Origin of the sequence: Vibrio echinoideorum (assembly GCF_024347455.1) — a bacterium.
In the GTDB taxonomy this organism is placed as follows: Bacteria; Pseudomonadota; Gammaproteobacteria; order Enterobacterales; family Vibrionaceae; genus Vibrio; species Vibrio echinoideorum.
Map to the genome: position 1 here is coordinate 414,163 of NZ_AP025483.1, position 14,371 is coordinate 428,533.

The following is a 14,371-nucleotide window of genomic DNA, read 5'->3' on the forward strand; positions in this document are numbered from 1 at the left end:
TTTCCTCTACTTTTTTCTTTATCGTAATTTGTGTTTTTCGTTTTCCCTTATCTCATTGGGCTTTATTCCCTATGCACTCTTAGACCGTTGGGGAATTAATAACATTGTGAACTTCACACTGCCATGTGAGTAAGATAGGTTTTGTTTTATATGCTTGAGGTCTTTCAATGAACATTTTAGGCGTGGTGACATCGTGAAATTCTGTCAGTGAGAGCGACTGATGCATGCGTTGCAGAGTATACCTGATGCTACGTTTGCCGATATGCCCCTCCGATGAGGTTAGCTTAACGTTACATGTGCGAATCTTTCGTTGTCTAACAATTGTGTATTTTTTGTTAGGTAACGATGGATCCCAAAAGTTGAACGTATTGAATAATTTCTTACCTGTAAACGGGTTAGATACTTCTTGCTGAAAGTCTTGCTCGATAGTGGCTTTATATTTTATTCGGCTTTTGTCACTAATAACGAGTTCGAGTGTTAGTTGATTATGGTTTTTAATCACATACACCGAATAAGAACAGTCACTACTACCAAGGTATTTGTAAAGTGGATCTAGGTTAGTAATTTTGAATGGAATGTACTTGATACTTTTGCTTGGTTTAACGTATCCGCCCCATGAACCCACGGGGCGACTTGTCAGTGTTTGAAGTTCCAAGGCAGGAGTGCGTCGATATCAGGCTCAGCTTTCGCCAGCTCTTTCATGCACTTGACCATGTAGTCGTAGAGGATAAGACCGTTGGCTTTCGCGGTCTCGATGATGCTGTAAAGCATCGCGCTCGCATCAGCACCGTTTGGTGTGTTAGAGAACAGCCAGTTCTTCCTGCCAATGACCAGTGGTTTAATTGCGCGTTCAGCGCGATTATTATCAATAGATAAGTGACCATCGTCGATATAACGAATAAGCTTTGACCACTGCCCAAGCGTATATTTTATCGCTTTGCCTAGTGGGCTAGAGCCAATCACCTTCTGGGTCGTCATCCATTGGTAAAGCTCATCCAGTATCGGCTTGGCAAGCGCTTGACGCTCTGCTTTTCGCTCTTGGGCAGGCGCACCTTTTAAGCGTGATTCTATCCCGTAGAGTTTTTGGATTTTAGCCAGCGCCTTATCAGCCTTGCCTGATTTACCTTTCCCTTGAAGCTTCTTCGCATCCATGAACTTGCGACGAGCATGCGCTAAGCACCCTACATTGGTGACGTGATGCAGACCATCATAAGCCGCGTAGCCATCGGTTTGTAGATAACCGTTGTAGTCACCTAAAAAGTCCACGGGACACGCCCTCGCGCGACTGTTTTGATAGTCGTACAAGGCAATATTTTTCACATTCGGCAGTGCCGATTCGGGTGAGTCAGCGCCTGAGCAGTAGAGCCACATATAACACTTCTTCTCTTCTTTGAGCACATTGAGCGGCGTTTCATCCGCCTGAACCACCACTTGTTGAAGCAGGTTATCCTTCAAGGCCGCATACAGCGGGGCGAACTTCTCACTGACTTGGATAACCCACCTTGCCATGGTGGTGCGTGATAGCTCGATACCCGACTGGGTAAACAGCGATTCTTGGCGATAAAGTGGCATCGCGTATTGGTATTTGCCAAGAATGATGTTGGTCAGCAAGCTTTCTGTGGCGAAGCTTTTAGGGATGAGACTCTGAGGGGATGGCTTCTGAACGATACGGCTGCTGTCACCTGTTTTCTCGCACTGGCGGCAAGCGTACTTAGGACGAACATATTCCAACACTTTGAGTACCGCTGGCGTGAACTCTAGCTTCTCGCTGCGGTCTTCACCGATTTTATGCAGGCTATGATTGCAGCAAGCGCACTGCTTTTCATGGTCGTCTACATCAAGTTCGATAACCTCACGAGGCAAGGTCTTAGGCAGAGGTTTACGTTTACCGCGCTTTTTCGTTGTGGTCGTGGTTGTCACCTCAACCTCGTCTTCTTTAACGGCTTCACACTCCGCTTCGTTGAAGAGGTCACCTTGTGATTCATCGTAAGGCTTTAATACCTCCGAGCGTTTCGCGAACTGACGGTCGAAGGCGAGTTTGAGTTGTTCAAGCAGCGATTGGCGCTCTTGTTTCCACTCATTTTTCTCCGACATCAGAGCAGCTACCATCGCTTGTAGCTCGGCAACATCTTGGCTTTCTGGGTTGATATTTGGCGTCTTTTTCATAGCATTGATTATACTAAAATCGTGCCGTTAACGCTTGGAGAATAAGGCTTTATTCTCGATTAACTCATTGTAAAATCGTTTATTTTGATGGGTTCGTGGCCGATAATTGTGAAGCCTGAAAGCAGTCTATCAAGCTCAAATTGAGTGAGGGTAAACACCTGATTTTTCTCTTTTGAAGGCCACTTATACTTGGCTTTTTCAAGGCGTTTATACCAGAGGGCGAAGCCTGTTTTATCCCAGTACAACACTTTAATCTTATCGCGCTGTTTATTGGTAAACAGGAACAGCGCACCGCTGCCAAGAGGCAAGTCAGTATCATTTTCGATAATCGCTGTAAGGCCGTTGATGGACTTTCTAAAATCGACGCTTTCACGATAAAGGTAAATGTCTGGAGCGCTGAGCATACCTTTCATGACAACGCTCCAATGAGTTCAGCAAGATAGGTGGCTGGCGTGCCTTGAGGAATGCTCAGCTCCACATCATTGATGAGAAGTGTCATGTTCGCCGTAGCTATCTGGGCCTGATACTTGGTTGTCTTTTCAACGATTTCGGCTCTAACAAATCCGACAGATTCCGATTGGTTTGCTGTTTGGAGTTGACGCCGTTTGGCGAAGAACGTGGATAAACTCAGTCCATGCTCTTCACAAAAAGCGCGTTGAGTAACACTGCTACTTTCATATTGTTCAAACAGTGATTGCCATTCTAGGTTGGTGCGTCGTTTTGCCATTTCAACTCTCCTTTGGGTTGGAGAGATGATCTTATTCTTCGTGCTGAAAGATTAGAATGCGGTGTTCATGACACGCTTACGGTTTAACCAAGAGTGATCTGCACCATAAATACTGGACGCTACGTTAAGCGACTTTCTATACCTTTAGTTATCCATAAATTGCTAATTTAGGGGAAGCTGTAGCTCATTTATGTCCAAAAATGAGTTCCAGATAGTTACACGGTTTATCTCAAGTGTGAATATTTACCATATGATTTATCATCATCGAAACCTGCGTTTGAATAATGGTCAGTTCAACGGTTGGTTGTTGTGTCGAGACATCCAGAAAGTCCGAATTACAGAACGATGCCACTCTACAGTTTAGATCCTCTATAGAGTGGTTATTTGAGTAAAGTGCTGAAGCTTCAAGAAACCATGATTATTATTTGAAACTGCTCTATTAATGCTTCAGCAACCGTTTTTTTAAGCACTGGTTACTCTCCTAACAGACGGCTTCGAAATGCTTTTGGCGTAAGCCCGGAGTGCTGTTTGAAGACCTTCGAAAAATAACTGCCACTTTGATAGCCCAAATCTAGGGCGATATTGGTAATTGATTCATTAGAATTGGTTAAACGCTCTTTAGCAAGATTGATGCGATAAGCCTGTATCCAACTTGCAACACCCATGTTGAACTGTTCTCTAAATGATTGTTTTAAATAACACTCATTAGTTGCAAGCTCCTTAGATAAGCATGGTATATTCCAATCGATATGAGGTTGCGTTGCGATAAGGTCACAGGCTTGCTCTGCTAGAGATTTAGGTTCTTTATGCACCATGAGTAGTGCTAATAACTCTAATATTTTACCTCTTAACCACACCGTCCGGGCAATACCTTGAAAATTATTGCTCCAAACTGATTTAGCAACATTGAGGACCTCCCCTGTTAGTGGCATCTGCCAACCCGTCTCATAAAGATCGAAAGGTTTGAATGATGATTTTCCACTTTGGGGAAGTAAGTTTTTAGTCAAGCTATGGTGTAACGGGAAGTGGATTCGAATGTTCTCAATTCGACCTCCTTCTGCTAATTCAATTGGGTTGACTGGTTCAGGATCAAGCAAAAGCGATGCAATGCATCGAGAAGCAAAAGATGCCGCTGGGTAATCTGGATATTTGGGACTGTAGGCATAGTTGGTGCCAGCAAAGCTTATATAGAACCCAGCATCTGCTGGGTCGTTGAATTGAATGTCCATTGTCGCTTTACAGTTAACTATGTAGGCATTCACACCATCATCGAGAGCTACAACATCAAGTGTTCCCTCTAAGCCGCTAACTAAGCTTAAGCTCTTCACGATATTACTCATTCTTACAGCCTCGTCGTCTCTTGTGAGCATCTCCCCAGAGCAATTAATATAAATGATAATAGGTATCATTTATATTAATTTTTAAACTAAGTAGATCAGCCAGAGAAAAGAGCCCTTTTCAAAATTGGAACTCCTTTGACGATAAAGCTTTGATTAGGTTTGCGAAGCAAGGTTTGTCTTCCCGGTTGGTTTTAATACAGGGATTAAGCATATTGCGAGTAGGCTAAAGGTGAGCATCAATTCAAAGTGTGCCGAATATCCCAAGGAGTCAATTAACACGCCACACGCGATTGCCATCACTATTGCTATAAACATATCCATAGATTGAAAAAGTGAGAAGTTCACACCTGACTGATTACCTGCGGCAAAATCCATCATCAAAGTGTAAAGCGCGACAAATTTCGCTGAAGTAATGATACCATTTACTACGTAAACGCCTGCGATTACCCCCCCCAATCCAGTGATATTTAGATCGTATGCTAGATAAAAGCTAAAAGCTATGACCTCAAAACTGGTCATCAGCAGTAGGACTTTGAGTGCATCACTTTTTTTGATCAGCCACCCACCTAAAACAACACCAATCAAACCAGTAATAACACCGCCGCCGATAACCAAAAGCCCCAAGTTTTCTAGCTGTATACCACTATCAACCAAGAAGGGCATCATCATTGATAGCCCCCCTCGAGTACCAAGTTGTGACAAGGTAATAAATATCAATCCAAGCCTAACTTTAGGATTAGAAAATGAGGCTTTTAGAGAAGGCTGTATTGCTGTTACGTACTGTTGATTATGGCTATTAAAAAACAAAGAAAGCGTTGGTATGCTGAATAATAAAGTCAGCAAAGCCAGACCAAACAGTGCTGTTTGCCAATCGAACAGCGCAGTAACATAGATAAATAGCCCTCCACCAAAAACCGCACCAAGATACGATCCCCCAACTTGCATTACGTTACCTAAATACCTTTTCTTTGCTTCCAACTGATCAATCGCGAGACCATCGGTAGCGATATCGGCGAAGCTAGAAAAGAGGCTGATAACAAATACACCAACAAAGAGCGTCATTTGACTCTCTATAGTCCCCATAATGCAAAGGGCGGCGAGTATGGCAATCAAGACCAGTTGAGAACCAAAGATAATAACGGCGTGATTTTTTAAGCTCCCCTCCTTTTTTCGTTGTCGTTCAATCCAAGGTGACCACAAAAATTTAGCAACCCAAGGAAGCATCGCAAGGTAGAACAAGCCTATTTGGGAGGTATTTAATCCCTCATATTTCATGACAGCGGGTAAACCTTGTAGCGTAAACATACTCACCAGGCTTTGAATGGTGTAAACGCTCGCCAACACGGCGAGCAACGGTTTGAGTTTGATTCTTTGAGTACTAACCATGTGCTTCACTACCACTCATATTTCGCTTTCACACCGATCTCTCTACCAGTACCGTAATTACTGTAGGTTTGTCCGTAAGAGAACGCGTAGGTGGTGTATTCTTTGTCTGTGATATTGTTGCTAAAGAGCGAAATAGACAGGTCTTGGTTATAGTCATAGTTAATTGATAAATCGACCAAAGTGTACGCGCTTTGCGATAGTGAATTGGCTTCGTTAAAGTGAATCTTGGAATTATAGCGAGCTTGAGAATTGATCGAAATATCCCCTTGGACTCCCGTTACTGGCAAGTAATAGTTGAAGCCAAATGTTGCTGTCGTGTCCGGTGCATATGGCAGTCGATTGCCTTCAAATGTACTATTGTTTGATTCAAATGTTGAACGTCCATAAGTCCCCGCTGCGGTTATCGTGAGATCGTCGGTTAGGTAAAATGCCAGCTCGGTTTCAATACCTTTGCTCACAGCCTCCCCCATATTTTTGAGAGTCTGATTGCCAGGTGTACCAGTATATAGCTGAATATCTTCCGTTTTGATCCAGTACAATGCACCACTAAAATCGACTTTTTGATTCGCAAAACTGGTGCGCCACCCCAGTTCACCATTAAGTGAATTTTCAGCATCATAACCATTTGCATCTGCATTACTTAACGGGACGACGTTGTATCCCCCTGGGCGGTAACCACTTGTTACCGATGCATAAATTCGAGTTTGCTCATTCGCTTGCCAACCAATTGCGGCTTTTGGCGAGACAGTCGATTCTGTCTGCTCTTTGTTAAAAGGGTTAATCCCCCATGCTGGGTTTCCGTTAAAATTAGAATTTACTTTTAGGTATGAAGCTCGAGCTCCAAGCGTTAAGTCCCACTGTGGTACAAATTGGTAGTTTGCCTGCCCAAACAACGCGTAAGTGTCATAATCCAACTTGTTTCGTGCACTGTTTGCCGAAACGTCTAAACGGCGAGATTCCAAGTAGCCACCGAGTACATAGCTAAAACGATCATTGTATTGTTGATTTAACCGCAATTCTTGGCTGAACTTATTTTGATCTTCTTGGTAGTTGCCATATACATATTTCCGATCTATTTCGCGTGTTTGATAAGCTGTGATACTCGTGATTTGTGATGAACCTAAATCGTAACCAAGATTTAAAGCAAAAGTATTTACGTCTCGCTTCAGTTTAGGAATAGGCGCATCTTTTACGCCAGAATCATGTTCACGTTCAGTGAGGTACCATTCTTCATGACTATCAAGTTTATCAGTCGAAATAGATAGGGTTGCGCTAAGTTTGGAGTCGTTTGGTAAGTAATGAAGTCGAACTTTTACCGATTTTTCATCCGCATCGTTTGCGTCTTTTTTTTCACTAGCGGCATGCTTAATATCACCTTCATCGTAGACGTATCTGGCGGCAATATCCGCAGAAAGAGAGTCTGATAAACGGGTAGATACGACAGTATCAATTTGCTGGCTTAAATTAGAATATAAAGCTGAAGTCTTAACTTCTGTGGAATCAACTTCACGACGAGTTACGATGTTAATTACACCGCCTTGCGCGTTACCACCATAAAGTGTCCCTTGCGGGCCGCGCAGCAATTCAACTTTTTCTACGTTAATAAGCGGCTGAGTAACAAAAGCATTATCCTGAAGGATACCATCCACATAAATACTTACGGCAGGAGAGTAATAGTCTGGTGAACTAATCCCACGCACGGTGGTGTTGGCGTAAGTTCGATTCCCGCGAGTTTGTATGAGTAACCCAGGAAACACCATCTCCAGATCTTTTACTTGATAGATACCTGCTTTTTCGAGCTCCTCTCCTGTTTTGACTACAACAGAGTTATTCACTTGTGTTAAGGGAGTATCGAATTTAGTCGCCTCAACAACAACCACTTCCATTACTGGCAGAATTTCTTCAGCATAAGAATATGAAGAGCCCATAATAGTCAGAATAGCGCTAGCAATAACGGTGCGCGGCGAAGATATATTGTACATACTGTTTTCCTTGAATCTGAATAAGTTAGCACTACTCACAGCGCTGGCGTTTTAATTATTATGTTGAGCTTCCCACAGAGACTGGTAGTGCGAAGAGGTTGTGATTAATTGCTCGTGCGAGCCAAAATCATCAATGCGACCTTGGCTCATCAAATAGATGCAATCGGCATCAGCAATGGTGTCCAAACGATGCGCTATCGTGATCATGGTTTTAGATGCAAAACTCTCGGTAATGCTTTGCAGTATTTCCTGTTGCTTAGGGTGGTCGAGAGCAGATGTAAACTCATCGAGCAACACAATTGGCGCATCATGGAGTAACGCTCTTGCGAGGGACAAGCGTTGACGTTCTCCACCCGATAAATCCTTGCCATTCTCATTTATTTCGGTGTTTAGCCCTTGTGGCAAGCGGGCGAGCAGCTCATCAAGTCCTGCGGTTGTGATTGCTGTCTCCAATTCTTGAAGGCTTGCGTCTGTTTTGGCGATGAGCAAGTTGTCTTTTAACGTCCCTGCGAACAATTGCACATTTTGGGTTACGTAGGAGATCTGCTGATACCAGTACATTGTCCCAGTAGCTTCTACCGTACTGCCTCCAATTTTTACTGTCCCGTGAGTTGGAATATGGAATGCCGCGAGCAAGTCCAACAGCGTGGTTTTTCCTGCTCCACTAGTACCAACAAGCGCAATATGTTGACCATATGGAACCTGCAAATTGATGTCTTTAAGAATGGTGTTGCCATCCAGAGTTAACTCAACCGCTTTGAATTCGATATCGTGATGATGCGCTTGAACACCATGCACAGGTTGTTGTGGCTCTTGACTCAAGAAATACAAGCGATCTGCAGATTTTGCCATGTATCTCAACAACGTAGAGAAAATGGCCATTCGCACAAATGGTCGGATACAAGCAACCGCAGAAATGATCGAAACTAACCACTCCCCGATAGTAAGGTTGCCAATACTATTTAGGTAAGCACCAAGACCTGCGACCATTGGAATAGAAAGCTCAAGCAACAAGCTTGCTAAAATAACGCCTATTCCTCCAGCCCATTCAACCCCTAACCCTGTTTTGCGCAAGTCAGCTAATTCTTGACTAAGTGGCGTCGCTAATACTTCACTACGACCAAAGCGTTTTAGCGTGGGTAAACAAGCAATGTATTCGAGCAACTTGTTGGTGCAAGAAGCGTTTTTATCGACATGGCGCTGTGCTTTTTTGGAAAAATCATCTTCGAATTTCCACAATAATAGGCTCGCATTCACCATAACAATCAGCATAAGTGAAGCAAGGTAAGGTGAGCAAAATAGCATTACACAAAGCATCGCGAACGGAACCACTAGAGCCGAGACCAAGTCAGCAATTAAGTGGCTAAAAATGTCTTCGAATGCTTTTAAGTCACGAGTGATTAGCTTAATGCGCTCTCCCAGACCTTGACCTACTATCTTGGAAAACGGTTGGCTGCGAATGTCATGTAGTAGTACTTTTCTCAGTTGGTGGGTAATGTCATAAGCGCCTAAGAAGCTCTGTTTGGTGGATTGCCCTAACCGCCACTGAACGACAACCGTGATAAGTGAAATTGCGAATAGGGCTTCAAGAGGAAGTAACAATGTTTGGGTAAGGGCTCCGAATACCAGTAGCCAACAAATTAATGGCAGGATCTCACTGAGTACCTTACCTGCAATACCAACCAAAAACGTTTTTGGATTGATATCAGCGTGATCGAGTAGCTTGAGCGTGTTACGCACAGACGGCCTCCTCAAGGTCAATTTCTTTAAGTTGACCGTGTGATAATGAAAACGCTCGGTTAGCGATGGTTAGTGCTTCTGGACCATGACTGATGACCAATTGGATTTGCTGCGGTGCATATTTACGTATTGCTTCTAGAACACGATTTTCCGTTACTTTATCTAGATGGGAAGTCGCTTCGTCTAAAACCAGAATGACAGGGCATACCAGCATGGCACGAGCGATGGCTAACCGTTGTAGTTCCCCTCCACTAAAATTGCGTTCGGTTTCATCCATACTGCAATACAAACCATTAGGAAGTTGTTCGATAAGTGCAGAAAGTCCAAGCATATCGAGGAGCTTGAGAATCACGGAGTCGTGTATCAATCGATCTCCTAAGACCAAGTTTTCACGTATTGATGCGCTGAAGAAAACCGGCTGTTGGTCTACAACTGAGATAAATTGGCTTCGCTCTCTATCGGACATCGAAGACACGGTTTTTTGGTTAATAAACCAATCGCCTTCATATGTTGCTAGTTCTCCATAGAGTGTTGCCAATACACTACTTTTCCCTGAGCCTGACGCTCCTTGAATTACGATGCATTCGCCATGAGATAACTGAAGGTTCAGCCCACTGACGATGTCGAGTGAGCCACGTTTGACCGCTAAATTTTCACAACAAAGCTCGACATAAGGCGTTGCAACGGATTTGAAATATTGATCCGACGTTGCGGAGAACAGAGGTAGTATTCGCTCTAAAGAAGAGAAGGACTGCTGCACTTGCCCAAATATCTGTGTTAGATCCAACCATGGTTTAAGGATGCCGGCACAAAGAATCACGATCATTGCGAGCTCGACTGGACTTAATGAACCTTGGGTCAATTTTACGATGGCGAATGGAATAACAAGAACCAAAGACGCTTGAGCTAAGGTGGTAAAGGTGACCCATGCTCCAACCATTTGATTGGTATAAGCGTTAACCAGCTTGTGGTGCTTAGTCATGTTATGGCTTAACTGGCGGTAAGAGTCAGCATCAACGCCGAAAAGTTTCATCACGCCGATGCTGCGTAAAAATTCCAGTTGCGCCTTATGCATATTCGCAACGACTTGATTGTACTTTTTTTGTCTATCTGAAAAGCCACGCATCATGACTGTTTGGGCAATCACAGCGAGGGGGAGAGGACTTAATGCGATTAAGCCTAGCTGCCAGTCGATGCTAACCATAAAACCAAGCAAAACAAACGGAAGTAAAGTTCCAGTAATAATATCGGTAGTATGATGAGCAATAAGAGGCTCAAGGCTCTGACAATCATCATTGAGTCGTTTTTCTAAATCTCCACGATGGTATTGCATCAGTTTAACGGTCGGCATTTCAGACAGAGCACGAACAAGCTTCTGCCTAATGGTCTGAATAATTTGATAAGCAGCAAGATGCGCCTGCCATACCGAAATTGCATAGAAAAAATAGCGCACACAGACTGCGATGGTCATAAGAGCTAAGTAGAAATTCAGACTTTGGGTGTTCAGATAATTGCTCAATGCGACGTATAAGCAAATCCAAGTGGCGAGTTCTGCGAACACGCACAACACGGCGCTAACACTGGTATAAGTGATACGCTTTTTTTCCGTTTTTAATAGTGCAATGAGGGCTTGAGTGACGCTCATCTTGTCAGATAGATACATAGATGACTCCTTAATAGGACTCATTCTCATCTAATCGTTGGCTTAACAATAGCAATATTGGGAATTAGAAAGCGAATATCGGGAAACTTTGTACGTGAGCAGTGCAAGAAATAAAGTTAAAAGGAAGAGCTGAGTTTAAGGGCAAGAAGCCGTTATATAACTCAAGATTTAGCTGTTGTATTTAAAGGGTAATACATTTTCGGGTTTATCATCTATAGATGACGTTCTCAGTAAATACTATATAGGGCTCAATGCACGGTGGCAGTCGAATGAGTTACAGAGCCGTGTCTATGGGGAGCATGATCTGCTTCATTCAGGCTGGACGATTTGCTAAGCGACATTTTGTTTCTAAAAGCTAATCGGTCTAGGTACCCAAGAGCACAATGTCTTTGACCTGCACCGTCAATGCTGGATTCTAAATTAGGCGACTTTCCATACTTGTAGTTATCCATGAATTGCTAATTTAGGGAAAGCACTGACACAGTTTTGTCCACAAATGAGTTTGGATGTGGCTTTTCGATTCTGTGCTCAAAGTATGTAATGTAGATCCTACAAAATCCCTCTTTATGGTCTTTAATATTCAAAAATATCCTAGTAAATCCAACTGGTCAAAAGCCCATGAAAGGTTTTCAAAATCCGTTGCCTTCGGGCGTGGCGGTTCAAGTCCGCCTACCGGTACCAAACATAGAAAGGTCGCTTTTATAGCGACCTTTCGTCGTTTTGGGCGTTTGTGAATTCCTAATCCAGCGTGTCGGCTTGGATGCAAGCCCAGTCAGTCGCCTACCGGTACCATATTTAAATGACAAAGCCTCGACTCAAGTCGGGGCTTTGTTGTATCTACAGCATCGAAATTACTTTTGGTAGTTGAGCCATTGCTCATAAATGTGACCAACTGAAAGATGTTCGTTTTCTTCTCTGTACCAGTCAGGTCTTGATGCTTTATTCCCTAATGTCATCATTTTCCAACGTAATTTGATCTGTTATTAAACTAATTACCTAAAATCAAACTGTTACCTTTAATTTTTACTTCTATTGTCTATGTTTAAGATAAGTCATAAAGGAGAGAGATATGCTGACAGTAACCCCTTACTTATTTTTTGATGGTCGTTGTAATGAAGCGTTGGAGTTTTATCACAAATGTTTTGGTGGTGTGGTTTTATCGAAACAACTGTTTAGTGACGCACCACAGGTAATAGAGGGTGCTCAGCCTGATTGGGTTATGCACGCAGAGTTTGAAGCATTCGGTATGAAGCTTATGATGTCAGATGGCGTCAAAGCCAAAGAATTAGAAGGAAACAATCTTGCACTCTCTCTTGTTACTGAGGATACCGCGACGCAAGAGCAGATCTTTGAAAAGCTAAAGCAGGGTGGGCGTATTATGACACCGTTAGCTGATACTTTTTGGGGAGCTAGGTTTGGTAAAGTAGAAGACAAGTTCGGTATACGTTGGATGGTACACTGTGATTCTTTAAGTTAAACCTGTGAAATTGGATAGTGAAATTGCTGCTCGGTTTTATTAGAATTATAAATAGAGATTATTAATCAATATTATATAGAAATGGGCAGCATAAAGATTACCGTAGACCGCATTCAGCCCGGTTTACATATACGACTCCCTGGAAAATGGAATGAACACCCATTTTTGTTTAACAGTTTTAAAATCAAAGATGACGATCAAGTAAAGGTAATCCGACATCTTGGGATTAAACACGTCTACATAAACCTTAATCAAAGCGATACATCGCCATTACCTCCAAATCATGAAGGGGAGTTGGAAAGCGATAGTGATCTACAAGTTCGTCTTGAAACAGAAAGGATGTGGAAAGATAAGCATGAACGTATCGAGACGCTAAGCTCTTATCGACGTAAGGTCAGTCATTGTGAGAAAGAGTTCGAACGCTCTCTTGCTCGAATGCGTTCTATCATGACAAAGATTCGTAATAGGCCTTTAGACGCGGTAGGGGAAGTTAAGTCTCTTGTTGATGATATTGTCGAAACACTATTAAGCGACGACAACATCACCTTACATTTAATGAACGGCAAAGCTGATTTTGAAGATCTTTACTTTCACACATTAAACGTTTCAGTTGTTGCCCTGATGATAGGTAAAGCTAAAGGTTACAATACACAACAATTGAAAGACCTTTCTTTTGCTGCGTTGTTTCATGATATTGGAAAAATCAAAATACCAGTAGCAATACTAAGAAAGCAGACGGCGCTAACGGTTCCTGAAGAAAACTACTTAAAGCTTCATACTAAGTATGGAGTAGATATAGCTGCAGGAATTGACGACTTCCCCGAAAGTGCTAAGAAGGTGATAGCGCAACATCATGAAATGAATGATGGTTCAGGTTATCCAGAAGGCTTAACAGAAGATGACATTGATGAGTTTGCTAAGATAGTCGCAGTGGCCAATGCATTCGATAATCTTTGCCATGGTAAAGGGCAACCTCAACAGAAGATCCCTTATCTAGCACTGTCCCACTTATATAAGAATTGCAAACATCTATATAGTCAGGACAATTTGAGTTTGCTGGTAAAGTTTATGGGAGTGTACCCTCCAGGAACTGTAGTTCAGCTTTCTAATGATTCTATTGGGATCGTAATTTCAGTTAATGCGAAACATATGCTTTATCCGAATGTATTGATTTATGATCCTAGTGTGCCAAGAACTCAAGCTCCGATTATTGACCTGCTTACTAAAGAGATAAAAATCGTTAATGCAGTCCATCCAAGCAAACTACCTGAACAAGTGAGAGAGTATTTAAACCCAAGGGCTCGATTATCTTACTTTTTTGATAATAACGAGTAGTTATCCACAGGTGTTTGTGGGTATTTTGTTTAAAAGTTGGGGTGAAATAGGTATAAATAAGCTCTTGGTTGAAATATCTTCGCTTAACCCATTTTTTCAATAAAAAACGTATTTATTGCTTGCCAATAAACGCAGCATCTCTATAATGCCGCCTCACTGACACGGTAGACGCCACAAGGCTTCAGCGAAGAATGTTAGTAAGGCAACTAGCTAAAAGCGATTATTCGCATCTACTTTTTAAAAGTAGAAATTAATTCCAAATAAGTGTTTGACACCGAGGATTAATTAGCTAGAATGGCCGCCTCTTCCGAAGTGATGTAAGTCACAACGAAGAGAAGCTCTTTAACAATTTAAACCTATCAATCTGTGTGGGCACTCGTTGATGAATATCAAAACGTTTTATCTTTTGGGTAAAACAGTTACTTCGGTAACAAACTTGATTTCAATGAACTGAGTGACCAATACGAATAATTACTTTCTATATAGAGAGGGGTTATTTGGCACAGTCAATTCATTACCATTCTGTTGGAATGGTAATAGCTTTAGAATTACATG

Annotated in this window: 10 protein-coding genes; 2 read left to right on the forward strand and 8 right to left on the reverse strand. The window is 42.4% G+C overall.

Going from position 1 to position 14,371, the window contains the following annotated elements:
- Positions 1–636: 636 nt before the first annotated feature.
- From tnpC to OCV36_RS02040, 8 genes are all read right to left on the reverse strand, one after another.
- Positions 637–2,166, reverse strand: a complete 1,530-nt coding sequence (gene tnpC / locus OCV36_RS02005; protein ID WP_135459318.1) for an IS66 family transposase — start codon at positions 2,164–2,166, stop codon at positions 637–639.
- 59 nt (positions 2,167–2,225) lie between these two features.
- Positions 2,226–2,579, reverse strand: a complete 354-nt coding sequence (gene tnpB, locus OCV36_RS02010; protein WP_076645428.1) for an IS66 family insertion sequence element accessory protein TnpB — start codon at positions 2,577–2,579, stop codon at positions 2,226–2,228.
- Positions 2,576–2,893 carry an IS66 family insertion sequence element accessory protein TnpA gene (gene tnpA / locus OCV36_RS02015; RefSeq protein ID WP_017037717.1) on the reverse strand — a complete coding sequence of 106 codons (318 nt, stop codon included), beginning with the start codon at positions 2,891–2,893 and terminating at the stop codon, positions 2,576–2,578. Before tnpA ends, tnpB begins: the two co-directional genes overlap by 4 nt.
- 473 nt (positions 2,894–3,366) lie before the next feature.
- The gene (locus OCV36_RS02020) at positions 3,367–4,233 is read right to left on the reverse strand and encodes a helix-turn-helix transcriptional regulator (protein WP_065679248.1); all 867 of its coding nucleotides are present in this window, start codon (positions 4,231–4,233) and stop codon (positions 3,367–3,369) included.
- Between the two features lie 153 nt (positions 4,234–4,386).
- Positions 4,387–5,538 (reverse strand): MFS transporter, encoded by a 1,152-nt coding sequence (locus OCV36_RS02025; protein WP_245300949.1) that lies wholly within the window; start codon positions 5,536–5,538, stop codon positions 4,387–4,389.
- 89 nt (positions 5,539–5,627) lie between these two features.
- Positions 5,628–7,601: a TonB-dependent receptor gene (locus OCV36_RS02030; RefSeq protein WP_065679247.1), complete on the reverse strand. Its 1,974-nt coding sequence runs from the start codon at positions 7,599–7,601 to the stop codon at positions 5,628–5,630.
- Between the two features lie 51 nt (positions 7,602–7,652).
- Positions 7,653–9,341 carry an ABC transporter ATP-binding protein gene (locus OCV36_RS02035; RefSeq protein WP_102504447.1) on the reverse strand — a complete coding sequence of 563 codons (1,689 nt, stop codon included), beginning with the start codon at positions 9,339–9,341 and terminating at the stop codon, positions 7,653–7,655.
- Complete coding sequence (locus OCV36_RS02040; protein WP_135459290.1) at positions 9,334–11,004, reverse strand: ATP-binding cassette domain-containing protein; 1,671 nt, start codon at positions 11,002–11,004, stop codon at positions 9,334–9,336. Before OCV36_RS02040 ends, OCV36_RS02035 begins: the two co-directional genes overlap by 8 nt.
- 1,069 nt (positions 11,005–12,073) lie before the next feature.
- On the opposite strand from OCV36_RS02040, the gene OCV36_RS02045 reads away from it, so the two are divergent.
- Positions 12,074–12,481, forward strand: a complete 408-nt coding sequence (locus tag OCV36_RS02045) for a VOC family protein (protein WP_017073415.1) — start codon at positions 12,074–12,076, stop codon at positions 12,479–12,481.
- A gap of 81 nt (positions 12,482–12,562) precedes the next feature.
- Positions 12,563–13,816, forward strand: a complete 1,254-nt coding sequence (locus tag OCV36_RS02050; RefSeq protein ID WP_135459289.1) for an HD-GYP domain-containing protein — start codon at positions 12,563–12,565, stop codon at positions 13,814–13,816.
- Positions 13,817–14,371 lie beyond the last annotated feature (555 nt).

Excerpts from the sequence above, each read along its gene's own strand:
- tnpA (WP_017037717.1), bottom strand. The coding sequence starts at position 2,893 with ATGGCAAAACGACGCACCAACCTAGAATGGCAATCACTGTTTGAACAA.
- OCV36_RS02045 (WP_017073415.1), top strand. The coding sequence starts at position 12,074 with ATGCTGACAGTAACCCCTTACTTATTTTTTGATGGTCGTTGTAATGAA.
- OCV36_RS02025 (WP_245300949.1), bottom strand. The coding sequence starts at position 5,538 with ATGTTTACGCTACAAGGTTTACCCGCTGTCATGAAATATGAGGGATTA.
- tnpB (WP_076645428.1), bottom strand. The coding sequence starts at position 2,579 with ATGAAAGGTATGCTCAGCGCTCCAGACATTTACCTTTATCGTGAAAGC.
- OCV36_RS02020 (WP_065679248.1), bottom strand. The coding sequence starts at position 4,233 with ATGAGTAATATCGTGAAGAGCTTAAGCTTAGTTAGCGGCTTAGAGGGA.
- OCV36_RS02050 (WP_135459289.1), top strand. The coding sequence starts at position 12,563 with ATGGGCAGCATAAAGATTACCGTAGACCGCATTCAGCCCGGTTTACAT.
- tnpC (WP_135459318.1), bottom strand. The coding sequence starts at position 2,166 with ATGAAAAAGACGCCAAATATCAACCCAGAAAGCCAAGATGTTGCCGAG.
- OCV36_RS02030 (WP_065679247.1), bottom strand. The coding sequence starts at position 7,601 with ATGTACAATATATCTTCGCCGCGCACCGTTATTGCTAGCGCTATTCTG.
- OCV36_RS02040 (WP_135459290.1), bottom strand. The coding sequence starts at position 11,004 with ATGTATCTATCTGACAAGATGAGCGTCACTCAAGCCCTCATTGCACTA.